22 protein-coding genes are annotated in these 22,406 nt (G+C 72.1%); 16 read left to right on the forward strand and 6 right to left on the reverse strand.

What is annotated here, in order from left to right; translation table 11 throughout:
- Nucleotides 1-97: 97 nt before the first annotated feature.
- On the reverse strand, nucleotides 98-868 hold the full coding sequence (locus tag ACFY0U_RS07460) for a pyrimidine reductase family protein (protein ID WP_388631635.1): 771 nt from the start codon (nucleotides 866-868) through the stop codon (nucleotides 98-100).
- Nucleotides 869-1,088: 220 nt separating this feature from the next.
- Between ACFY0U_RS07460 and zapE the strand changes: the two genes are divergently transcribed.
- The 7 genes from zapE (at nucleotide 1,089) to ACFY0U_RS07495 (ending at nucleotide 8,141) form a co-directional block, all read left to right on the forward strand.
- Nucleotides 1,089-2,195, forward strand: coding sequence for a cell division protein ZapE (gene zapE / locus ACFY0U_RS07465; RefSeq protein ID WP_388631638.1), 1,107 nt, complete (start codon nucleotides 1,089-1,091; stop codon nucleotides 2,193-2,195).
- 396 nt (nucleotides 2,196-2,591) lie between these two features.
- Nucleotides 2,592-3,170 (forward strand): carbonic anhydrase, encoded by a 579-nt coding sequence (locus ACFY0U_RS07470; RefSeq protein WP_388631642.1) that lies wholly within the window; start codon nucleotides 2,592-2,594, stop codon nucleotides 3,168-3,170.
- A gap of 8 nt (nucleotides 3,171-3,178) precedes the next feature.
- Nucleotides 3,179-4,633 carry a SulP family inorganic anion transporter gene (locus ACFY0U_RS07475; protein WP_388631645.1) on the forward strand — a complete coding sequence of 485 codons (1,455 nt, stop codon included), beginning with the start codon at nucleotides 3,179-3,181 and terminating at the stop codon, nucleotides 4,631-4,633.
- A 101-nt stretch (nucleotides 4,634-4,734) separates the two neighbouring features.
- Nucleotides 4,735-5,553 carry a slipin family protein gene (locus tag ACFY0U_RS07480; protein ID WP_388631647.1) on the forward strand — a complete coding sequence of 273 codons (819 nt, stop codon included), beginning with the start codon at nucleotides 4,735-4,737 and terminating at the stop codon, nucleotides 5,551-5,553.
- 90 nt (nucleotides 5,554-5,643) lie between these two features.
- The gene (locus ACFY0U_RS07485) at nucleotides 5,644-7,011 is read left to right on the forward strand and encodes a PhoX family protein (protein ID WP_388631649.1); all 1,368 of its coding nucleotides are present in this window, start codon (nucleotides 5,644-5,646) and stop codon (nucleotides 7,009-7,011) included.
- Nucleotides 7,012-7,100: 89 nt separating this feature from the next.
- On the forward strand, nucleotides 7,101-7,943 hold the full coding sequence (locus ACFY0U_RS07490; protein ID WP_388631651.1) for a polysaccharide deacetylase family protein: 843 nt from the start codon (nucleotides 7,101-7,103) through the stop codon (nucleotides 7,941-7,943).
- An 18-nt stretch (nucleotides 7,944-7,961) separates the two neighbouring features.
- A complete protein-coding gene (locus ACFY0U_RS07495) occupies nucleotides 7,962-8,141 on the forward strand; it encodes a hypothetical protein (protein ID WP_388631654.1) in 180 nt (59 codons plus the stop codon).
- Here the strand turns inward: ACFY0U_RS07495 and ACFY0U_RS07500 are convergent.
- Entirely contained in the window at nucleotides 8,133-8,804 is a 672-nt protein-coding gene (locus ACFY0U_RS07500) for an ABC transporter (RefSeq protein ID WP_388631656.1), read from the reverse strand. The two genes, ACFY0U_RS07495 and ACFY0U_RS07500, sit on opposite strands and share 9 nt — an antisense overlap.
- Nucleotides 8,801-9,661, reverse strand: a complete 861-nt coding sequence (locus tag ACFY0U_RS07505) for an ATP-binding cassette domain-containing protein (RefSeq protein WP_388631659.1) — start codon at nucleotides 9,659-9,661, stop codon at nucleotides 8,801-8,803. Before ACFY0U_RS07505 ends, ACFY0U_RS07500 begins: the two co-directional genes overlap by 4 nt.
- 91 nt (nucleotides 9,662-9,752) lie before the next feature.
- Between ACFY0U_RS07505 and ACFY0U_RS07510 the strand changes: the two genes are divergently transcribed.
- The 7 genes from ACFY0U_RS07510 to ACFY0U_RS07540 all read left to right on the forward strand — a co-directional run bounded on the left by ACFY0U_RS07510 (nucleotide 9,753) and on the right by ACFY0U_RS07540 (nucleotide 17,115).
- Nucleotides 9,753-10,454, forward strand: a complete 702-nt coding sequence (locus ACFY0U_RS07510) for an aminoacyl-tRNA hydrolase (protein WP_388632380.1) — start codon at nucleotides 9,753-9,755, stop codon at nucleotides 10,452-10,454.
- Nucleotides 10,451-11,089, forward strand: coding sequence for a TetR/AcrR family transcriptional regulator (locus ACFY0U_RS07515; RefSeq protein ID WP_388631661.1), 639 nt, complete (start codon nucleotides 10,451-10,453; stop codon nucleotides 11,087-11,089). Before ACFY0U_RS07510 ends, ACFY0U_RS07515 begins: the two co-directional genes overlap by 4 nt.
- Nucleotides 11,090-11,201: 112 nt before the next feature.
- Nucleotides 11,202-11,801 carry a TIGR03086 family metal-binding protein gene (locus tag ACFY0U_RS07520; RefSeq protein ID WP_388631664.1) on the forward strand — a complete coding sequence of 200 codons (600 nt, stop codon included), beginning with the start codon at nucleotides 11,202-11,204 and terminating at the stop codon, nucleotides 11,799-11,801.
- A gap of 198 nt (nucleotides 11,802-11,999) precedes the next feature.
- Nucleotides 12,000-13,508, forward strand: a complete 1,509-nt coding sequence (locus tag ACFY0U_RS07525) for a DUF692 domain-containing protein (protein ID WP_388631666.1) — start codon at nucleotides 12,000-12,002, stop codon at nucleotides 13,506-13,508.
- Nucleotides 13,509-13,749: 241 nt separating this feature from the next.
- Nucleotides 13,750-14,517 carry a DUF4142 domain-containing protein gene (locus ACFY0U_RS07530; RefSeq protein ID WP_388631669.1) on the forward strand — a complete coding sequence of 256 codons (768 nt, stop codon included), beginning with the start codon at nucleotides 13,750-13,752 and terminating at the stop codon, nucleotides 14,515-14,517.
- A gap of 85 nt (nucleotides 14,518-14,602) precedes the next feature.
- The gene (locus tag ACFY0U_RS07535; protein WP_388631672.1) at nucleotides 14,603-15,394 is read left to right on the forward strand and encodes a TIGR04222 domain-containing membrane protein; all 792 of its coding nucleotides are present in this window, start codon (nucleotides 14,603-14,605) and stop codon (nucleotides 15,392-15,394) included.
- Between the two features lie 98 nt (nucleotides 15,395-15,492).
- Entirely contained in the window at nucleotides 15,493-17,115 is a 1,623-nt protein-coding gene (locus ACFY0U_RS07540) for an alpha/beta hydrolase (protein ID WP_388631674.1), read from the forward strand.
- On the opposite strand, the gene hemQ is transcribed toward ACFY0U_RS07540, so the two are convergent.
- Nucleotides 17,116-17,847 (reverse strand): hydrogen peroxide-dependent heme synthase, encoded by a 732-nt coding sequence (hemQ, locus tag ACFY0U_RS07545; protein WP_388631677.1) that lies wholly within the window; start codon nucleotides 17,845-17,847, stop codon nucleotides 17,116-17,118.
- A gap of 5 nt (nucleotides 17,848-17,852) precedes the next feature.
- On the reverse strand, nucleotides 17,853-19,304 hold the full coding sequence (hemG, locus tag ACFY0U_RS07550) for a protoporphyrinogen oxidase (protein ID WP_388631679.1): 1,452 nt from the start codon (nucleotides 19,302-19,304) through the stop codon (nucleotides 17,853-17,855).
- Nucleotides 19,305-19,461: 157 nt separating this feature from the next.
- Here hemG and ACFY0U_RS07555 point away from each other — a divergent pair, with 157 nt between their 5' ends.
- Together ACFY0U_RS07555 and ACFY0U_RS07560 are read left to right on the forward strand one after the other, a co-directional pair.
- Nucleotides 19,462-20,445 (forward strand): DUF4349 domain-containing protein, encoded by a 984-nt coding sequence (locus tag ACFY0U_RS07555; RefSeq protein ID WP_388631682.1) that lies wholly within the window; start codon nucleotides 19,462-19,464, stop codon nucleotides 20,443-20,445.
- Between the two features lie 27 nt (nucleotides 20,446-20,472).
- Nucleotides 20,473-21,858, forward strand: coding sequence for an FAD-dependent oxidoreductase (locus ACFY0U_RS07560; protein ID WP_388631685.1), 1,386 nt, complete (start codon nucleotides 20,473-20,475; stop codon nucleotides 21,856-21,858).
- 3 nt (nucleotides 21,859-21,861) lie between these two features.
- Here ACFY0U_RS07560 and ACFY0U_RS07565 read toward each other — a convergent pair whose 3' ends face one another.
- A complete protein-coding gene (locus ACFY0U_RS07565; RefSeq protein ID WP_388631688.1) occupies nucleotides 21,862-22,182 on the reverse strand; it encodes a hypothetical protein in 321 nt (106 codons plus the stop codon).
- Nucleotides 22,183-22,406 lie beyond the last annotated feature (224 nt).

Consider the following 22,406-nt stretch of genomic DNA (forward strand, 5'->3'; position numbering starts at 1 on the left):
GATCTCACGGGGCTGCGAGATTCAGTGTGCCCGTCGGAAGCTAAACGGAACGGTAGATTCCGCCGATTTCGGGACCGGCGGTACCGCTGAACGAATATCAAGTGCGCTGGTAGCGGCCGAAGAGAAACCCCTCCTCCTCCAGCAGGGACACCAGTGCGAACCGATGCGGAACCGCGACGGGCGGCCCCCCGGCGATGCGCTGGGCATCGCCCGCGGTGAGCATCGGGGCGACGGTCAGACAGAGCTCGTCGAGCACGCCGGCCGCCACGAACTGACCGAGCAGCCGCGGGCCGCCCTCGGTCAGCAGCCGGGTGGATCCGAGCTCCGCGAGAGCCCGTACGGCACGGGCGGGCTCCACGCCGACACCGTCACCGGCGATCACCACCCGGGCGCCCGCCTTCTCCGCGGTCGCGATCCGGTCGGGGGCGGCCGCGGCGCCGGTCAGGATGAGGGTGGGGACAAGGGGGGAGGTGAACAGCGGAAGGGAGAAGTCCAGCTCCAGAGAGGCGCTGACCACCGCGATCACCGGAGCGGGCCCCTGTCCGGCCGCCTCCCTGCGCTCCGCGAACTCCGCACGCGCGCGTGCGGGCCGGTACCCCTCCTGCCGTACCGTTTCCGCGCCGACGACGACCACGTCCGCCAGTCCCCTGAGCGTGCCGAAGATCCGCATGTCGGCCGCGGTGGAGATGGGCTGCGACTTCCCGTCGTGCTGAGCGGCACCGTCGAGCGTCGACACCATGTTCGCCCGCAACCAGGCCACCGGCGCCGCACCCGCGACGGACTCGGGATAGGCGTAGGCCTCGGCCAGCTCGTCGAGACTCCACTCGCGGTCGAGGAGATCGGCACCGGCACCACCCTGAGCACCCATCGCCCCACCCCCCTCACCGACAGCACCTGCCCCGGGTACCCCACGAGAGCCGTCAGTCACCGCGCCCCCGCCGGAACCACCAGCCCCGGAGTCCCCGACCGCACCCCCCGCCTCCACACCCCCGGCCCCACCGCCGGAGGCCCTCGTCGCTGTCTGGTCGGTCACAGGGAACAGGCGTCGCATGTCGTGCAGTGTGGCACGGCGCTTAGCATGGGGAACCGTGTCGTCATCCACCACCGCCTCCGGGATCAGCCCGATAGCAGACGCGGCCCCGCTGTCCCTGTGCTCCCGCGAGCCGCACGTCGCCCCGGACCGGCTGGTCGCCGAGATGGTGCCGCCGCCGCGGTTCGACTCGGTCCGGTTCAGCACCTACATCCCGGACCCGAACCAGCCCAGCCAGTTCGAGGCGGTGCGGGTGCTGGAAGGCTTCGCCGGCGGGCTCGGCGGGGCGCATGCCGTCGGCGGCGGGAAGCGCGGCCTGTTCGGCTTCGGGAAGGCCAAGGCGCCCAAGGTCCCGGCCGGTCCCCGCGGTGTCTACCTCGACGGCGGCTACGGCGTCGGCAAGACCCACCTGCTCGCCTCCCTGTGGCACGCCACCCCGGCGGAGCCCTCGCTCAAGGCGTTCGGCACCTTCGTCGAGCTCACCAACCTCGTGGGCGCCCTGGGCTTCCAGAAGACGGTCCAGACGCTCTCCGGCCACCGACTCCTGTGCATCGACGAGTTCGAGCTCGACGACCCGGGCGACACCGTCCTCGTCTCCACCCTGCTCGGCAAGCTCGTCGACGCGGGTGTCGCCCTCGCCGCCACCTCCAACACCCTCCCCGGCAAGCTCGGCGAGGGCCGCTTCGCCGCGGCCGACTTCCTGCGCGAGATCCAGGGACTCAGCGCCCACTTCCGCCCGCTGCGCATCGACGGCGAGGACTACCGCCACCGCGGTCTGCCCGAGGCGCCGGCCCCCCACTCCGAGGAACAGGTCACCAAGGCGGCGTACGCCACCGAGGGCGCCTCGCTCGACGACTTCCCGCAACTCCTCGCACACCTCGCCCGTGTCCACCCCAGCCGGTACGGCGCGCTGACCGATGGCCTGAAGGCGGTGTGCCTCACCGACGTACAGCCGATTCCGGACCAGTCCACCGCGCTGCGGCTCGTCGTGCTCGCGGACCGGTTGTACGACCGCGAGGTTCCGGTCCTCGCGTCCGGACAGCCGTTCGACCAGCTGTTCAGCGAGGAGATGCTCAAGGGCGGGTACCGCAAGAAGTACTTCCGGGCCATCTCCCGGCTCACCGCGCTGGCCCGTGACGGCAAGGGACTCGTCGGACCCGCCTAACCGGTGAACTCCCGCAGGTCAAGGGCTGGTTCCCGCCATCCGACCTACGCTTTTCAGGCTCTCTTCAGCTCGAAACGTTAAGTTAACCCTGCAAACAACTTTGCAGGGTTAACGTGTTTCTTGACCAGGCATTGACCATGTCTTGGCAAGCGCGTAAGCCGTGAACCACAGGGAGGGGGACGCATGTTGCGAGACAAACCGACATGGATCGGGCCATCCACCCCTGCTGCGTATCCACTCCCCCTCGCCTCCTTCGCTATCACGGCATCGTTCGCAACCGCGCACACAGCCAGTGAGGCTTCGACCAGAGCTCTGCCTCACAGATAACGGCAGCACCCCCCCACCTGTCATGTACGTCCGACGCGCCGCTGCAGGCGCGCCAGGAGGAGTCACCACATGCAGCCCCTCATCGACAACGCCCGTCTGTTCGGACAGCGCCCTGAGGAGTTCGCCAAGCTCGCAGAAGGCCAGTCCCCTCAGGTCCTGTTCATCACCTGCTCCGACTCCAGGGTCGTCCCGGCCCTGATCACGGGCGCCGGCCCCGGCGAGCTCTTCGAGCTGCGCACCGCCGGCAACATCGTCCCGCCGTACACCTCGCAGCACCCCACCAGCGAGGCGGCCACCATCGAGTACGCCGTCGAAGTGCTCGGCGTCAGCGACATCGTGGTCTGCGGCCACTCGCACTGCGGCGCCGTCGGCGCCCTGGTCCGCGGCGACGACCTGACCGCCGTACCGGCCGTGCGCGACTGGCTCACGCACGCGGCGCCGCGCCCCACCGGGGCGCCCGAGGATCCCGCCGTGGCCGAGGGCGTGCAGAGCCACGTCCTGACGCAGCTGCTGCGACTGCGCTCCTACCCCTTCATCGAAAAGAAATTGACGGATCGTCAACTCACCATCCGTGCCTGGTACTACGAGGTGCACACCGGCGCCGTGCGGGAACACCGCGTGGACACCGACACGTTCGAGGCGCTGTGATCGCGACGATGACCAAATACCCTCATCTGCGGCAGGACTTCGCCGCCTCTCTGGTCGTCTTCCTGGTCGCGCTCCCGCTGTGCGTGGGCGTGGCCGTCGCCTCGGGCGTGCCGGCAGAGCTCGGACTTGTCACCGGCATCGTGGGCGGCATCGTCACCGGCCTCATGCGCGGCAGCAGCCTCCAGGTCTCCGGACCGGCGGCGGGAATGACCGTGCTGGTCTTCGAGGCGGTCCAGGAGTTCGGGCTGCCCGTGCTCGGTGTGATCGTGCTGGCCACGGGCGTGCTCCAGATCCTCATGGGCGCCCTGAAGCTGGGCCGTTGGTTCCGGGCCATCTCGGTCTCCGTCGTCGAGGGCATGCTCGCCGGCATCGGCCTCGTGCTGATCGCCGGACAGTTGTACGCGATGGCCGACGCCAAGGCCCCCGCCTCGGGCCTGGGGAAGATAGCCGGGCTGCCCGGCGCGCTCGCGGACGCCGTCGGGAACACCGAGGCGCTGGCCTCGCTCGGGCTCGGCGTCGGCACCATCGCCGTCCTGGTGCTGTGGAAGCGCATGCCGGCGAAGGTGCGCACGGTGCCCGGTCCGCTCGCCGCGGTCGGTCTGGCCACGCTCGCCGCCCTGGCGTTCTCCATGCCGGTGGCGACCGTCGAGGTGCAGGGGCTGCTGGGGTCCATCCAGCCGCCGTCCTTCACCGCCTTCGGTGAGCTCGCGAGCATCGGTGTGCTCGCCACGATCGTCGCGTTCACCCTGATCGCGTCCGCCGAGTCGCTGTTCAGCGCGGCGGCGGTGGACCGGCTGCACGACGGGCCGCGCACCGAGTACGACAAGGAACTGGTCGCGCAGGGCGCGGGCAACGCGCTGTGCGGTGTGCTCGGCGCCCTGCCGATGACCGCGGTCATCGTGCGCAGCGCGGCCAACGTCCAGGCGGGCGCGAGGACGAAGGCGTCCCGGGTCATGCACGGCGTCTGGCTGCTGCTGTTCGCGGCGCTGCTGCCGGGTGTCCTCGCCTACATCCCGATCCCGGCGCTCGCGGGCATCCTGGTCTACTCCGGCGCCAAGCTGATCCCCGTGCGGGAGATCGTGTCGCTGTGGCGCGAGCACCGCGGCGAGGCGCTGATCCTCATGGTCACGGCCGTGTCGATCGTCGCGGTGAGCATGTTCGAGGGCGTCCTCATCGGTCTCGCGCTGGCCGTCGCCAAGACCGCCTGGGAGGCCTCGCATCTGAAGCTGGAGGTCGTGGACAAGGGCGCCGGACCCGTCCAGGCGTATCTGTCGGGCAACGCGACCTTCCTGAGGCTGCCGAAGATCCTCGACAGCCTGGAGTCCCTGCCGCAGGACCGCCCGGTGGAGCTGGACCTGTCCGGTCTGCACCACCTGGACCACGCCTGCCGTACGGCGCTGGAGAACTGGGCCGAGCGGCACAGCGCGGTCGGCACCGAGCCGGTGCGGGTCACCGCCCCGTAGCGCTCACCGATGCCCGGTCCGGGGCCCGTCGTGGCCCCGGACCGGGCATCGGGCATATCGTTGCAGAACCAGATAAAAGCCCTCCGGATGAGGGGGTCGTCATGCTCCAGGAGCTCCTGACCGTGGCCGCGGCAGCCGGTTGCGCCGGCTTGGCCTATGTCGCCGCCGGGGCGCGGATCGTCAAGCAGTACGAGCGCGGGGTGGTCTTCCGGCTCGGGCGGCTGATGGGCGACGTGCGGGCGCCCGGGTTCACGATGGTGGTCCCCTTCGTGGACCGGATGCACAAGGTCAACATGCAGATCGTCACGCTGCCGATCCCGGCCCAGGAGGGCATCACCCGGGACAACGTGACGGTGCGCGTGGACGCGGTCGTCTACTTCCGGGTGATGGACGCGGCGAACGCGCTCGTGAAGGTCGAGGACTACAAGTTCGCGGTCTCCCAGATGGCCCAGACGTCCCTGCGCTCGATCATCGGCAAGAGCGAACTGGACGACCTGCTCTCCAACCGCGAGAAGCTCAACGAGGGCCTGGAGCTGATGATCGACAGCCCGGCCGTCGGCTGGGGTGTGCAGGTCGACCGCGTGGAGATCAAGGACGTGTCGCTGCCGGACGCGATGAAGCGCTCCATGGCCCGGCAGGCGGAGGCCGACCGTGAGCGCCGCGCCCGGATCATCAACGCGGACGCCGAGCTCCAGGCGTCGAAGAAGCTCGCCGAGGCCGCCAAGGAGATGTCCGAGCAGCCGGCCGCGCTCCAGCTGCGGTTGCTCCAGACCGTGGTGGCGGTGGCCGCCGAGAAGAACTCCACCCTGGTGCTCCCCTTCCCGGTGGAGCTGCTGCGCTTCCTGGAGAGGGCCCAGGAGCATCCCGAGTACACCCGACAGTCCCCCGAGGACACCCGGCGGCACCCCACCGACCGGTGACACCTCTACGCGCGTGGTTCCCGGAGCCCGCGCCAGGTGATAGACACAGCGGCGTCACATCCTGTCCGCCAGCAGGAAGGTTGCTGCTCCATGTCCGCAACACGACGTCAGATCCTCGCCCGCTCCGGTGCGGTGGGGGCGGGTATCGCCTTCACCGGCGCCCTGTCCGAACTCTTCGCGGGCACCGCCGCCGCACAGTCCGTCGGCCATACGGGCTACGGCCCGCTGGTCCCCGACCCGAACGGTCTGCTCGATCTGCCGGAAGGTTTCCGCTACCAGGTCCTCTCCCGTGAGGGCGACCAGCTCCGCTCCGGCGAGGGCCAGGTGCCCTCCAACCACGACGGCATGACCGCCCTCCCCGGCAGACACGGCCGCGTCCACCTGGTCCGCAACCACGAGAACCGCCACAACGGCAGGATCGGTGTCCCCACGATCGCCGGCCTGACCTACGACCCCGCGGCCAAGGGCGGCTGTACGTCCCTGACGCTCGGCGGCCGGAACAAGGTCCTGTCGGAACGGGTCGCCATCGCCGGCACGGCCGTCAACTGCGCGGGCGGGCCCACCCCTTGGGGCACCTGGCTGACCTGCGAGGAGACCGAGGACAAGGCCGGCACCAACGGCTACACCAAGGACCACGGCTTCATCTTCGAGGTCGACGGCGCCGACCCGCGCCGCTCAGGTGCGGTCCCGCTGACCGCGATGGGCCGCTTCCAGCACGAGGCGATCGCCGTCGACCCCAAGCGCGGCATCGTCTACGAGACCGAGGACGCGTTCCTGAAACCGTTCGGCCTCTTCTACCGCTTCCTGCCGAACAAGCCGCTCGGCGGCCTGGGTTCCCTGCGCGCGGGCGGCAGGCTCCAGGCGATGCGGGTCCCGGGCGTACCGGACCTCTCCTCCATCCAGGAGACGGGCGCGTGCTTCGAGGGCGTCGAGTGGGTCGACGTACCGGACCCGCTGGCCGCCCAGACCCCCATCCGCCTCCAGGACTTCGGCCCGAAGGGCATCACGCACGCGCAGAAGCTGGAGGGCTGCTACTGGGGCGGGAAGTGCGTGTACTTCGTGTCGTCCTTCGCCCACAGCGCGGAGGGCTCGGCCGCCGACCACTTCGGCCAGATCTGGCGCTACGACCCGTCCTCGCGCCGGCTGACCCTGGTGATCGTCTTCGGCCCGGACACCGACATCCAGCTCCCCGGCGAGTCCCCTGACAACATCTGCCTCGCCCCCGGCGGCGGCCTGATGGTCTGCGAGGACGGCAACGGCGCACAGCACGTCTACGGCGTCACCCGCCGGGGCGAGGTGTACGCGATGGCCCGCAACGCCCAGAACATCGGCACCCCCGAGGCGCCGGAGTGGGGCGAGTTCGCGGGGGTCACCTTCTCCCCCGACGGCGACACGATGTACGTCAACTGCTACACGCCGGGGACGACGTTCGCGGTGACGGGTCCCTGGCGCGGATAGGACCCTCCGCCGGGAGGCGCACCCCGCCTCCCGGCGCGTGAGCGCCCGCAATCCGGGATGTGCCCGATTCATCCCGTTATGTTCATGCGGTGATCATTCGAGTACGACAAGTAGCGGCCACCTGCGCACTCGGCGCCGCGCTCACCGCCTGCACCGCCGCCCCCGAGGCACCCCGCGCCGCCCGCCCGGCGCCCTCCGCCCCCGCCGCGCCCTCCCGGCCCCCGACCCTCGCCCCCGGCCCCGCCGGTCTCACGCCCGTCTTCGAGAACGGCCCCCGCACGCACGGCAAGACCGTCGCGCTCACCTTCGACGCCGACATGACCGCGGACCAGGGGCCCCGCGCGGCGGCCGGCGAGCGCTTCGACAATCCGCGGCTCATCGCGGCGCTGCGGACGCTGAAGGTGCCGGCCACCGTGTTCATGACGGGCCGGTGGGCCGAGGAGTACCCGGCGCAGGCCCGATCGATCGGGCGGGACCCGCTCTTCGAGGTCGCGAACCACTCGTACAGCCACTACGCCTTCACCCGCGACTGCTACGGACTGCCGACGGTGTCCCGGGACCGGATGCGGGCGGATGTCGAGCGCGCGTACGCCGCCTTCCGGAAGGCGGGCGTCCCGGACGCGAGGCCGTACTTCCGCTTCCCCGGCGGCTGCTACGACCGCGAGTCCCTCAAGGCGCTGACCCCGGCCGGCGTGACGGCCGTGCAGTGGGACGTGGTCAGCGGCGACGCCTTCGCGACGGACGCGGACGCGGTGGCCCGGCAGGTGCTGGACGGGGTGCGCCCCGGTTCCGTGGTCGTCATGCACTGCACCCGCAGCGCCGCCCCGGCGACCGAGCGGGCCGTGCGCAGGATCGTGCCGGAGCTGCGGGCCGAGGGCTACCGGTTCGTGAAGGTGTCCGAGCTGATCGGGGCCTCGGGCGGACGGCGCTGAGCGCCCTACGCTGGAGGCATGAGCGACGACTACTGCACGATCCGAGAGGTGCCGAAGCCGCCGGTCGCCGACGGTCCGCCGTACGCGGAGTGCGTGCTGTGCCGTAAGCCGACGGAGTACCCGGAGTCGTACAAGGGAATCACGCTGTGCCCCGTGTGCGAGTGGCAGGAGGCCCAGCGGACCGCCTGCTCAGGGTGAGCGACGGGACGTCAGCGCGCAGGCCACCGCGGTCGCGCCCGCGGTGAGCAGGGCGGCCGCGGCCAGGGGCAGCAGCGGCAGCGGGGCCGCGCCCTCGCGGGAGCCGGTGACCAGGCCCTGGACAGCCGCCTGGGCCGGGGAGCCGGTCGTGACCGTCGTCAGCAGGGCCGCGAGCAGCATCGTGGGGACGGCCCGGCCCGGCGAGCGCAGCAGCGGCCAGGTGGTGAGCGCGCCGACGGCTGTGCCGAGCAGGGCGCAGGCGAGGGTGGCGAGCAGCCCGGCCGCACCGGCCGGGAACCGTGGCACCGGGGTCTGGTGGTCGGCGCTCACCGGATCGCTGATCAGCGTCACGAGGAGCGTCGACACCGTGCCGAGCAGCGCCGCGGTGGCGAGTGCCACCAGCAGCGAGGCGAGGTGCGCCCGCGCGGGCCCGACCGCCGCGGACACACAGGCGCGGGCCGCGGGCGGCTCGTTGGACACACAGATCCGCACCAGCCAGGCGGCGACGGGCAGCAGCGCGGCGGCCGCGTACCCGAGCGAGTCGAGGATCGGCTGGCCGCTCTGCACACCGATGCCCAGGAAGGCGACGTACAGGATGAACGGCGGCAGCCAGCGCTGGGAGCGGACGAGCAGGGCGGCCTGGTAGCGGAGCAGAGCGGTCATCGGCCGCCTTCCTGTGTCTCATGGCTCACGCTCACCACATGCCACGGCGGCCGGGCCGTCAGCAGGGTGCGGAGCAGGACGTCCGAGTGGGACGCGGGGACGGTGACCCGGTAGGTGCCCGGTTCCCTCTCCTCGGCGGTGGTCGCGGTCCGGTGCGCGTCGGCGGGCAGCCGGCCGCCGGCCGGGCCCTGGGCCACGACGGTCACCTGCGGGCCGGAGGGTGCGGCGGCCGGTGTCGTACGACGATGGAGGCCGCCCTCGTGCACGGCGTACGTCGCGTCGGGCGCCCCCGCCAGCCGGCTCGGGTCGTGGTCGACGAACACCACCGCTCCACCCGCCGCGGTGCGCTCGGCGACCGCGCGCTCCAGTTCCGCCCGGGCGTCCGCGTCGAGGCCGGTCCACGCCTCGTCCAGGACGAGCAGTTCCGGTTCGGCGAGGAGGGCCTGGGCGACCGCGACCTTCTGGCTGCTGCCCTTGGAGAGCTGGGCCATGGGGGTGCGGGCGTAGGGGGTGGCGCCGAAGCGGTCCAGGGCGTCGAGCGCGGCTCGCTGGGCCGAGGTTCGGGAGAGGCCGTGGATCGTGGCGAGGTGGGTGAGGTATCCGAGGGCGGTGAAGGGGAGGGCCGAGGGGAAGCGTTCGGGGACGTAGGCGGTGCGGGGGCGGCCACTGACGTGGCCCTCTGTCGGGGCGTCCAGTCGGGCGAGCAGGCGCAGGAGCGTGGATTTGCCGGTGCCGTTCGGGCCTTCTATGCGGGTGAGGGTGCCGGGGGTGAGGGTGAGGTGGATGCCTCGTAAGACCCAGGGGCCGCGTAGGCCGTAGCGGCGGCCCACGTTGTCCAGCTGTAGAGCGCGTTCCATGGTGGTCATGATGTCGTGTGGCGGCCATCGGTTGTCCGTGGCTGGTCGCTCGGTTCGCCCCTTAAGGTTGGCTGGCGTGAGCCCTGATTCGATGCCGCCCGGCGACAGTCCTTTCCAGCACTCGGCCACTGCCCGCGATCACGCGCCGCAGTTTGTTCTGCCGTTGGTCGTGCGGATCGAGCGGGCCGAGCCTCCCGCCCGTACCGACGCTCTCGAGACCGCCGCCCGTGCCGTTCTCGTCATGCTCAGCGATGAGCGCTCCCTCGGGGACGGCGAGTGGGCCCAGGTCATGCGGGACTGGCAGGACGCGCGCATCCGGAAGGTCGTGCGGCGGGCTCGCGGGGCGGAGTGGCGCAAGGCCGAGGCGCTGCCCGGGATCACGGTCACCGGGAAGTCCGCGGAGGTGCGGGTGTTTCCGCCGGTGCCGTTGGACGGGTGGCCCAAGGAGTTGGCCAAGCTCCAGGTGTCGGGCACCGACCTGGACGACCCCGAGCCGCCGGTCGACGCCGATCCCGGTGTGCCCGTGCTGTGGATGAGCCCGGACGTCGAGATGTCGGCCGGGAAGGCGATGGCTCAGGCCGGGCACGGGGCTCAACTCGCCTGGTGGGAGCTGTCGGACGAGGAGCGGGCCGCTTGGCGGGACGCCGGGTTCCCGGTCGCCGTACGGACGCCCGGTCGGGACCGGTGGCGTGAACTCGTGGGCAGTGGACTGCCGTTGGTGCGGGACGCCGGGTTCACCGAGATCGCACCGGGCTCGTGCACGGTCGTCGCCGACCATCCGGCGCTGCGGTGACCCGGCTCGACGGCAGGGTCGAACGGGGGAACCGGACCCGGCAGTTGGTGCTCGGCCGTACCGTCGAGATCGCCTCGGTGGAGGGTCTCGAAGCGCTGTCGGTGGGGCGGCTCGCGACCGATCTGCGGCTCAGCAAGAGCGGGGTGTTCGCGCTGTTCGGCTCCAAGCAGGAGCTTCAGCTGGCCACGGTGCGGGAGGCCTCGCGGGTGTTCGTCGCGGAGGTCGTGGAGCCCGCCGCGAAGGTGCCGGCGGGGATCGGCCGGGTGTGGCGGCTGTGCGAGGCATGGCTGGAGTACTCGGAGGGGCGGGTCTTTCCCGGCGGCTGCTTCTTCTACGGCGTGATGGCCGAGTTCGACGCCCGGGAGGGGGCCGTGCACGATGCGGTCGTGCGGGCCCAGCGGGACTGGGGCGCGCAGGTGGAGAGGTGCGTCGAGGAGGCGCGTGCGGCCGGTGAGTTGGCCGGCGACTGCGATGCCGCGCAGCTCGCCTTCGAGCTGATCGCCCTCATGGAGTCGGCGAACGCGCTGTCCGTGCTGCACGGGGAGAACCTCGCCTATCGACGGGCGCGGGTGGGGATCGCGGCGCGGTTGCGGGCGGTGGCGGTGGACGCCTCGTCGGTGCCTCAAGTGGGCTGAGGGGTAAGGGCGTTGGCTGCTCGGCTTCCGGGACCGGTCACGGAAAACAAATAGCACGATCGTTCGCTTACTTTTATCGTGGGACCCGGCAGCCGATCAGCGAGGAGTGCGCATGAACGTCGTCGAGCTGGACCGGATCGCGGTGTACGAGGCCGTGCGTGTCGTGGAACTCGCGCAGGACGGGGACTGGGAGCGGGACAGTCCCTGTGCCGGGTGGACGCTGCGGCGGCTGGTGGCGCACATGGCCGCGCAGCACCACGGGTTCGCGGCCGCCGCGCGGGGTGCGGGCGGCGATCCGGCGTACTGGGCGGAGCCGGCGGACATGGGCGAGCCGGCCAAGGTGCATCGGGCGGCCGCGACGAGCGTCCTCGGGGCGTTCGCCGAACCGGGCGCCGTGGAGCGGGAGTTCACTCTTCCCGAGCTGGGCGGGCGGTTTCCCGGACGGCTCGCGATCGGCTTCCACTTCGTCGACTACGTCGTGCATGCCTGGGACGTGGCCGCCACGCTGGGGGTCGGTCTTGAGCTGCCCGAGGAGGTCCTGACGGCGGCCCTGGCCGTGGCCCGGCGGGTGCCGGCCGATCCGGCGGGGCGGGGCCCGGGGTTCGCGTTCGCCGCCGTGCTGGACGTGCCGCCGGGTGCCGGGCCGCTGGAGGAGACGCTGCTGTTGCTGGGGCGGTCGCCGCAGTGGGGGGTGAGCGAGCCGCCCGCTTGAACGGTCGGGCGCTTCGTCGCGTACCTCCTGGCACAGGTGGCCGGAACCTCAAATGTTCCTCTGAACGACGGGGTGGGGGGATTCGCGGCCGGACACCGGGGCCATACCCCCGTCACGCCGGAAACAGCGAGCCGTCGAAGGGGACGACACAGCGGATCCAGGTGGGGTGGAGAGCGGGCCGGAGGAGGGACGGGGACGATGGAGCGACTGGGCACGGGAATAGGGTGGCGGCCGGAGATCGCGGACGCCGTGGAGCGTATGCCGGGTATCGACTGGGTCGAGGCCGTGGCCGAGAACGTCTGCCCCGGACATCTTCCCGAATCGCTGCGGCGGCTGCGCGAGCGCGGTGTGACCGTCGTCCCGCACGGCGTCTCCCTCGGCCTCGGCGGCGCGGACCGCCCCGACGAGGACCGGCTGACGGCCCTCGCCGAGCGTGCCACGGCCCTGGGCTCACCGCTGGTCACCGAGCACATCGCGTTCGTCCGGGCGGGCGGCCCCCTGACGGCCTCGCCGCGCCTGGAGGCCGGACACCTGCTCCCCGTCCCCCGCACCCGTGACGCGCTCGACGTGCTGTGCGAGAACGTCCGTATCGCCCAGGCCGCGCTGCCCGTGCCGCTCGCCGTCGAGAACATCGCCGCGCTGATCTCCTGGCCGGGCGAGGAGATGACGGAGGGGCAGTTCCTGTACGAGCTGGCCGACCGCACGGGCGTACGGCTGCTGATCGACGTCGCGAACCTCCACACCAACCACGTCAATCGCGGCGAGGACCCGTCCGAGGCCCTCGCCGATCTCCCCCTGGAGGCCATCGCCTACGTCCACGTGGCCGGCGGCTTCGAACGCGACGGCGTCTGGCACGACAGCCACGCCCACCCCGTCCCCCGCCCGGTCCTCGACATCCTCACCGACCTCGCCTCCCGCGTCTCCCCGCCCGGGGTGCTCCTGGAGAGGGACGAGAACTTCCCCGACCCGAGCGAACTGGAGGGGGAACTGACGGCGATCCGGGGCGCGGTGGAGAAGGGGCGCGAGCAGGCCGGGGGGAGCTCGGAGAAGGACGGCGGGCGGTCGGTCGCGCAGGCCGCGGGGCGGACCGCGGAAGCCGGAGCGCGAGCCACGGGCGCCGGTGAGCGGGAGCGGATCCGCGCGGCCTCCGGCGACCGGGGCCAGGAGACCGGCCTCGCCACGACCACGAGCGCCGCCCTCGACACGGCTCCCAGCGCCGCGCCCGACACCACCGCGGGATCCACTGCCACCGCGTCCGACACCACCCCCGACACGGCCTCTTCCACCACCGCCCCCGCCCGTCAGCGTCTCGCCCTCGCTCAGACCGCTCTGCTTTCCGCGCTCGTCGCGGGGACGCCCGTGCCCGAGGGGTTCGATCGGGTGCGGGTCGGGGTGCAGGCGCGGGCGTTGGCCGGGAAGCGGGCGGACGTGGTGGCGAAGGTCGCGCCGGAGTTGCCGGAGATTCTCGGGGCGGGGTACCGGGCGGCGTTCCTCGGGTACGCCCACGGGCATCCGATGGGCGCCGGCTACCGGCGGGACGCGCTGGACTTCGCCGGGTACCTCCTCGGCTCCGGCCTGCCGCAGGACCCGCACGCCCGGGCCGGGCTGCGGGAGTGGTGGCTGGAGCGGTCGGGCACGCGGCCGCGGTCGCACCGGCCCGCCGTACGGCTGGCACGGGCGACACGGCGGGTGCTGCTGCGACGGTGACGGCCGGCACCGACCGCGGCCGAGTGTGCCGGGATTAACACCGTAGCCTCGACACATCTCCCTCACACTCGGTTCGCCACGCTTTGCCGCGATATGCCACCAACCCTCCCCTCACCATTCGCCCGTGGTGTCCGGGATGCAACCATTCGCTCCTGTACGGCAGTTGGCGCGGACCGCGCAGTAACATGCCAGTCCCGCACTCGACATCCCACTAGCGTGCGGTGCCGTAACAGGAGGCACCATGCGACCGCGACCCCCCGTCAACGGCCGTGGCATTTTCAGCGGCACGGGGCTCATCATCACCGGTCTGACAGCGACCCTGGTGGCGCTGATCTTCCCGATCTGGTCCTACGCCGACCGGTCGGGGACCCCGGCCGACGTGCTCAACGCCGAGACCGTGTCGACGCAGTACGGACCGCTGTCCGCGCTCGACCGGGAGTTCGTCACGAAGGTCCGGCTGGCCGGGCTGTGGGAGCTGCCCGCCGGTCAGCAGGCCCAGCAGAAGGGCACGACACAGGCCGTACGGACGGCCGGACAGCACCTCGTCGAGGGGCACACCTTCCTGGACGAGCGGGTGCGTGACGTCGCCTCGCAGCTGGGCCTGGCGCTCCCCAACGAGCCGAACGACCAGCAGAAGGAGTGGCTCGCCACCCTGAACGCGGCCCAAGGCGTCGAGTACGACCGCGAGTTCGCCAACATCCTGCGCCTCGCGCACGGCAAGGTCTTCTCCGTCGTCGCCCAGGTCCGGGCGAGCACCCGCAACGCCCTGGTCCGCACCCTCGCCGACGACGCCAACACCACCGTCCTGGACCACATCAAGATCCTGGAGGCCACGGGCTACGTCGACTTCGACGCCCTGGCCCAGGACATGGTCGCCGGCAGCACACCCCCGATCACCAACTCCCCGGCACCACCCGCCCTCACGGCTTCCCCGCCCCCGGCCGTCCCGGTGACCCCGAGCTACTCACTCCCCCCGCCGGCCACCAGCCCACCCCCGCGCGAACCCTAAGGGGAACGTCACATACCGGCAAACATCCGTCCGGATTGTGAACAAGGCATGGCGCAGTCCAGACCATCTCGCATAGAACAGCGTCATGTTCTGGGTCCTTCTCCTGCTGCTGGCCTGGGCCGCCGCCGGAACCGCGTGTACCCGGTTGTGCCTGGCCGCCGTACGCGCCGCGGCCGACGACGTGGACGCGGGCCACGGACACGACCTCACGCTGTACGAGGCGGCGTTCCTGTCCGGCGGCCCGCGCCGGGTCGCCGACCTCACCCTCGTCTCCATGGCCCGCCAGCGCCGGCTGCTGCTCGCGCACACGGGCTGGGCGACGGTCGTCGACCCGCGCGGCCGGGACGAGATCGAGCGCTCCGTCATAGGGGCGATCGGGCCGGAGGGGCAGTCCCGTATCGCCCCGGTCCGGGACGCCGCCGCCACCGCGGCCCCGGTACGCGGTCTCGCCGAGCGTCTCGTCCGCGCCGGCCTCGCCGTGCCCGACGGGGCGCGCACGACGGTCGCGGCCGCGGTCCGCCAGGTGCAGCTCGCCTCGGTCGTCGTCCTCGCGCTGGGCGCGACCGCGCTGCTGACGCCCGCCCCGTCGGACGTACCGCGCCATCTGATCGCCCTCTGGTTCGCGCTCCCCCTCGCGCTGACCCTGAGCTGTCTGGCCATCGCGCGCATCGAGGTGCACCCGTACTCGCGCTGGGCCTCCCCGGCGGGTCAGCGGCTGCTCGGCGCGCTGCCCCGGCGGGCGGGCGGCGGTGACGACCGTACGTACCTCACCACGGTCGCCGTACGAGGTGTCCGTGCCGTCGGCGAACCGGACCTGCGCGCGGCCTTCACCGACCGCGAGCAGCACTGGCGCGCCGGGCACACCAGGGGCGCATAGGGGGCATTGGCGCCGACACCGGGCGGGTGGTGCTTGCCTTCGCCGACAACCGAACGAAACATCCCTTTTGTTGCTGCCGTGCACCGAAGGGATACGCGATGAGAGCCCCCGCCCTCTACTCGGCCGCCGGGACCTTGCTCCTGACCACTCTCGCGGCCGCCCCGGCCGGCAGCGCGTCGGGCACCTCCGGTGCTCCCGGCGCCGCCGAGGTGCGCGGTACCGCGACGGCCGCCGCGCGCGCCGAGGCCGAGGGCATCGCCTTCGGCAAGTGCGCCGAGGTGGAGGACCTGCCGGGCAACGTCCAGTGCGGCACGGTCTCCGTCCCGCTCGACTACGCCCGCCCCGACGGCAAGCAGATCAAGCTCACCGTCAGCCGCGTGCGGGCCACCCACAAGGACCCGCGCAACAGCAAGCGCAAGGTGCCCCGTCAGGGCGCCCTGGTCTTCAACCCGGGCGGACCCGGCGCCTCCGGCATGTACTTCCCGCTGATCGGCGTGATGCCGGAGTGGAAGCGGCTGGCGGCCGCGTACGACCTCGTCGGCTACGCCCCGCGCGGGGTGGGCCGTTCGGCGCCCCTGTCCTGCCAGGACCCCAAGCTCTTCTTCAAGGCGCCCTCGCAGGCACCGACGTACCCCTCGGAGTCGTACAAGCAGGAGCGCATCGCGCAGGCGAAGGCGTACGCGCGCGGCTGCGCCAAGCGGGCGGGCAGCGCACTGCGCCACTACACCTCGCTCAACAACGCCCGTGACCTGGACGTCCTGCGGGCCGCGCTGGGCGAGGAGAAGCTGACGTTCATGGGCGCGTCGTACGGCACCTACTTCGGGGCGCTGTACGCGACGCTGTTCCCCTCGCACGTACGGCGGATGGTGTTCGACTCGGCGGTGAACCCGGATCCGACGCAGATCTGGTACCGCAACAACCTCGACCAGTCGGCCGCGTTCGAGGGCCGCTGGGCGGACTTCCGGGACTGGATCGCCAAGCACGACAAGGTGTACGGGCTCGGCGACACGGCGGAGCGGGTGCAGCGCAGCTACGACAGGGCGGCGGCGCGGCTGGCGGCGGAGCCGGCGGGCGGGAAGGTCGGGCCCGGGCAGTTGCAGGGGGCGTTCCTGACGGCCGGGTACTACGACGACTACTGGCCGCACCGGGCGGAGGCGCTGTCGGCGTATCTGAAGGGCGACCCGAAGCCGCTGATCCAGCAGGCGGGGCCGCATCCGGAGGCGGCGAAGGAGGCGGAGAACGGCAACGCGGTCTACTCGGCCGTCGAGTGCAACGACGCGGCCTGGCCGACGGACTGGAAGGTCTGGGACCGGGACAACACGCGGCTGGCGCGGGTGGCGCCGTTCGAGACGTGGGACAACGTCTGGATGAACCTGCCCTGCGCGTACTGGTCGGCGCCGCGTCAGGAGCCGCTGGATGTGCGGACCGGTCCCGGTGAGCTGCCGCCGACGCTGATCCTGGCGGCCGAGCGGGACGCGGCGACGCCGTACGAGGGCGCCCTGGAGATGCACCGGCGGCTGTGGGGCTCGGTCCTGGTGACGGAGCGGGACGCGGGCACGCACGGCATCGCGGGCGGCCCGAACCCGTGCGTCAACGGGCATGTGGACGCGTATCTGCTGGAAGGGCGGCTCCCGGCGCGGCGCGCGGCGTGCGCACCGCACCCGGAGCCCAAGCCGCGCGACCGCTCCTTGAAGAAGTCGGCCGCCCGGCCCGCGGCCTGATCAGGCGAGGCCCGCGACCAGTTCGGCGATGTCCTTGCGGCGGCCCGTGTAGAACGGGACCTCCTCGCGGACGTGCATGCGGGCCTCGGACGCACGCAGGTGGCGCATGAGGTCGACGATGCGGTACAGCTCGTCGGCCTCGAAGGCCAGCAGCCATTCGTAGTCGCCGAGCGAGAAGGAGGCGACCGTGTTGGCGCGGACGTCCGGGTAGCCGCGGGCCATCTTGCCGTGGTCGGCGAGCATGCGGCGGCGGTCCTCGTCGGGCAGCAGGTACCAGTCGTAGGACCGCACGAAGGGGTAGACGCTGACGTAGTTGCGCGGCGTCTCGTCGGCGAGGAACGCCGGGATGTGCGAGCGGTTGAACTCGGCGGGGCGGTGCAGCGCCATGTTCGACCACACCGGCTCCAGGGCGCGGCCCAGCTTGGTGCGGCGGAAGAGGTTGTACGCCTCCTGGAGCTGGTCGCTGGTCTCCGCGTGCCACCAGATCATGAGGTCGGCGTCGGCGCGCAGCCCGGACACGTCGTAGGTGCCGCGGACGGTGACGTCCTTGGCGGCGAGCTGGTCGAAGAGCTCCTGGACCTCGTCGGCGTAGCCCGCGCGGTCCTCGGGGAGCACGTCCTTCAGCTTGAAGACGGACCAGAGCGTGTAGCGGATGACCTCGTTGAGGTCCTTGGCCAGCTTGCCCTTGTTCGGGATCCGGCCGGCCTCGGGGGTGGGGGCGTCGTTGCTCATGGTCCTTATTCTCCTGCTCCTCCGTGCAGACTCTGCACCGGGTTGGCGGTGAGCTCCTGCACACCGCGGGCATCGCCGTGGATCTGGTCGACCGCCGCGTACGCGCTCGCGATGCACGCCGGGATGCCGACGCCGTCGTACTGCGCTCCGCAGACCGCGAGGCCCGGGAGCTTGGCCACGTGCTCGCGGATGCGCGCCACGCGCGCGTAGTGGCCGACGGGGTATTGCGGCAGGCCGTCGGTCCAGCGGGTGACGCGGGTTTCGAGGGGGCGCGCGTCGAGGTCGGTGGCCGTCTTCAGGTCGTGCCGGGAGACGTCGACGAGGTCGGCGTCGTCGCGTTCCAGGATCGCCGTCTCGCCGTAGCGGCCGACCGAGGTGCGCAGGACGACGACGTCCGGGTTCTCGTCGGCGATCCAGCCCCACTTCTGGGAGGCGAACGTGGACGCCTTGATGGTGCGCCCGTCGACCGGCGGCACGAGGAAGCCGCTGCCCGCCGGGAGGGCGGTGTCCGCGCGGCGGTAGGCGAGGGTGATCAGGGCCATGGAGGCGTACTCCACGCCGGCCAGTTCGGCGGCGGCCTCAGGGGCTTCGGCGCGCAGGAGGTCCGCGGCGGCGGGAGCCGGGACGGCGACGACCACGGAGTCGGCGTGCAGGACACGATCGCCGGCGACGATCCGCCAGCCCCCGGCTCCCTCACGTCGGAGTTCGGTCACGGGTGTGCCGGTGAGGATCTCTCCCCCACGCGCGCGTACGGACTCGGCGACCGCGAGCGGCAGGCTGCCCACGCCGCCTTCGATGCCCATGAACACCGGCCCCGCCTGCTGGGTGCCGGCGGCCTTCGCCTGGATCTCGCGGACCGCTTCCGTCAGCGAGGAGTGCGTCTTCGCGGCCTGGAAGAGCTGCGGGACCGCCGAGCGCATCGAGATGCGGTAGGCGTCGCCCGCGTACACGCCGCCGAGCATCGGCTCGATCAGGCGGTCGACGACCTCGCGGCCGAGGCGCTCCGCCACGTACGCGCCCACCGCCACGTCGTCGCCGACCTCCGTGCGCGGCAGGTCGGCGTCGCGCTCGATGCGGGCGAGGCCCTCGTCGGACAGGACGCCGGACAGGGCGGACGCGGTGCCGGGGACGCCCATCACATGGCCCCTGGGCATGGGGCGCAGGGCGCCGCGGGTCCAGATCGAGGCGGTCGCGGTGGCCGGCGGTTTCAGGCGGCTGTCGAGGCCCACCTCGCGGGCGAGGGCGATCGCCTCCGGTCTGCGCGCCAGCATCGACTCGGCCCCGAGGTCCACGCGCGCGTCGGCGATCTCGCCGGGCAGCAGCTTGCCGCCGACGCGGCCGGACGCCTCCAGGACGGTCACCCGCGCCCCGCGCTGAAGCAGCCGGTGCGCGGCGGCGAGGCCCGCGATCCCGGCTCCGATGACGACGACGTGCTCCGCCGTACCTGATCCGCTCATGGCTCCACCCTCTCAGACGCCACCGACAGTCCGGCCAGGGCCATATGGCCCGTCCGAGTCCTGACCGTGACCGCATCGGGATCGTTCCGCCCCAACGTTCCGGTGCGTCCCGGCGTCGAAGAAGCGTCAGTTCGTCACGACCCTCGGGGGTAGGCCCATGCGCGCACGACGCTCCGTACGACCGGTCCCGGCATTGGCCGGGCTCCTGCTGGCGACGGCCCTGGCCCTGACCGGCTGCACCGGCGCGGGAGACGATTCCGGTGACTCCTTGGCCGACTCCGACGCCGCCCAGTCGCAGGCCAAGGAGGCCGCCCCGGGCGGCGCCGCGGACGACGCGGCCGGCGGCGGCAAGCAGGCCTCCACCGCGCCCAAGCTCCCGACGAGCCACATCATCCGCACCGCCGAACTGACCGTGCAGGTCAAGAACGTGCCGAAGGCGCTGGAGGCGGCCCGCACGGCCACCGTGAACGCGGGCGGCTACGTGGGCAAGGAGTCCACCTTCCGCGACGAGGAGGGCACCGAGGAGACACAGGTGACCCTGCGGGTGCCCGCCGACCAGTACGAGGAGGTCCTCGCCGAACTGGAGGGCTCGGGCAAGCTGCTGGAGCGTACGGCGAAGGCGCAGGACGTCACCGAGCAGGTCGTGGACGTGGAGAGCCGCATCAAGACGCAGCGCGCGAGCGTGGCGCGGATCCGGGAGCTGATGGACCAGGCCACCAAGCTGAGCGACGTGGTGACCCTGGAGGGCGAGCTGAGCACCCGTCAGGCCGACCTGGAGGCACTGCTCGCCCGGCAGGCGTCCCTGAAGGACCGCACGAGCCTGGCCACGATCACCCTGTCCCTGTCCGAGAAGCCGGTGACGAAGGCCGCCGAGGACGACGACCCGGGGGTCCTGGACGCGCTGACGGGCGGCTGGGACGCGTTCGTGTCCATGCTGCGCTGGATCGTGGTCGCCCTGGCCGCGGTGCTGCCCTTCGCCGCGGTGCTGGCCCTGATCCTGCTGATCTGGCTGCGCTGGGTACGCCCCCGGCTGCCCCGCCGCCCGGCCCCGGCGAGCGCGTCGAGCCTGCTGGGCCCGCTGCCGACGGCCCGTCCGGCACCGCAGCCGGGACGCACCGAGCAGGAGGGCGAGCAGGACTGAAATGCCCTGCGCACGTAGCGTGTTCGCATGAACATGAGCGCTGCGAGGGAACGGCTGGTCGTGATCGGCGGTGACGCCGCGGGGATGTCCGCGGCGTCACAGGCGCGCCGGCTGAAGGGGTCCGGGGCACTGGAGATCGTGGCGTTCGAGCGGGGTCACTTCACCTCGTACTCGGCGTGTGGCATCCCGTACTGGGTGGGCGGTGACGTCGAGGAGCGCGACGAGCTGATCGCACGGACGCCCGAGGAGCACCGGGCCCGTGACATCGATCTGCGCATGCGCACGGAGGTCACGGAGATCGACGTGGCCGGACAGCGGGTACGCGCGCGTGACCTCGATTCCGGGGCCGAGTCCTGGACGTCGTACGACAAACTCGTGATCGCGACCGGCGCCCGCCCGATCCGACCGGAGATGCCGGGTGCGGATGCGCCGGGTCTGCACGGGGTGCAGACCCTGGACGACGGCCAGGCGCTGCTCGACACGCTGACACGCACGCGTGGCCGCAAGGCGGTGGTGGTCGGCGCCGGGTACATCGGCGTGGAGATGGCCGAGGCCCTCATCAACCGGGGCTACGAGGTGACCGTCGTCAACCGCGGCAGCGAGCCGATGTCCACGCTCGACGCGGACATGGGCCGGCTGGTGCACGAGGCGATGGAGGGCATGGGGATCACCATGGTCAACGACGCGGAGGTCACCAAGGTCCTGACCGGCGAGGACGGCCGGGTGCGCGCGGTGGCCACGGAGGACGCCGAGTACCCGGCGGACGTGGTGGTGCTGGGCATCGGCGTACGCCCGGAGACCTCGCTGGCCAAGGCGGCGGGGCTGCCCGTGGGGCACCACGACGGGCTCCTGACCGACCTCGCCATGCGGGTGCGCGGGCACGAGAACATCTGGGCGGGCGGGGACTGCGTGGAGGTCCTCGACCTGGTCTCCGGGCAGGAGCGGCACATCGCCCTCGGCACCCACGCCAACAAACACGGGCAGATCATCGGCGCGAACGTGGGCGGCGGCTACGCGACCTTCCCGGGTGTGGTCGGCACGGCGGTGAGCAAGGTGTGCGACCTGGAGATCGCCCGCACGGGTCTGCGGGAGAAGGACGCGCGCAGGGCGGGGCTCCAGTTCGTGGCGGTCACCATCGAGTCCACGTCCCGCGCGGGCTACTACCCCGGCGCCTCCCCCATGACGGTGAAGATGCTCGCCGAGCGCCGCACGGGGCGGCTCCTCGGTGTGCAGATCGTCGGGAGGGAGGGCGCGGGCAAGCGGGTCGACATCGCGGCGGTGGCGCTCACGGCCGGGATGACGGTGGAGGCGATGACGGCCCTGGACCTGGGCTACGCCCCACCGTTCAGCCCGGTGTGGGACCCGGTGCTGGTGGCGGCCCGCAAGGCGGCGCTGAAAGTGCGGGCCTCCTGACGGCTATGCCGAGCCGTTGATCCGTTCGATGGCCTGACGGGCCTGGTCGGCGGGCGGGCGGGGCGGCAGGGAGGAGACGGAGGCGCTCGGCGCCACCGCGGCGGGCTGCTCCCCCGCCGGTTTCGCGTGGGCCGCGGGCCGGGTCGACCGCAGCCGGTGGCTCACCGCCTCGTCGAGGGTCACGGGCCGCTGCATCTGCGAGGCGAGCCGCCCCGCGTCCTGGCCCAGCCGGGCCACGTCTTCCCACGGCAGCCGCAGCACGACGGCGACTTCCGCCTCGCCGTCCGGCAGCGCATGGATCGGAGGAGTAACTCGGTCGTTCATCGCCTGTTCCTCACGTTTACTCAGGTTTGCCGCGCAATGTTCGCGCCGGTCATCTGCACTGACCTGCTTTTCTGCTGGGGGTCCGGGGGCCCGCGGCGACAGCCGCTGATGTCAACGCCCCCGGGAAAATGCAGCACCCCGCGACCCGCCTTCCCCGCGCCGCGGGCGGTTGAGGAGTCATACGCACGCGTGCGTGCCGGTGTTCACCGATTCGCGGACCACAT

The organism is Streptomyces sp. NPDC001536, assembly GCF_042894505.1.
Lineage (GTDB): Bacteria > Actinomycetota > Actinomycetes > Streptomycetales > Streptomycetaceae > Streptomyces.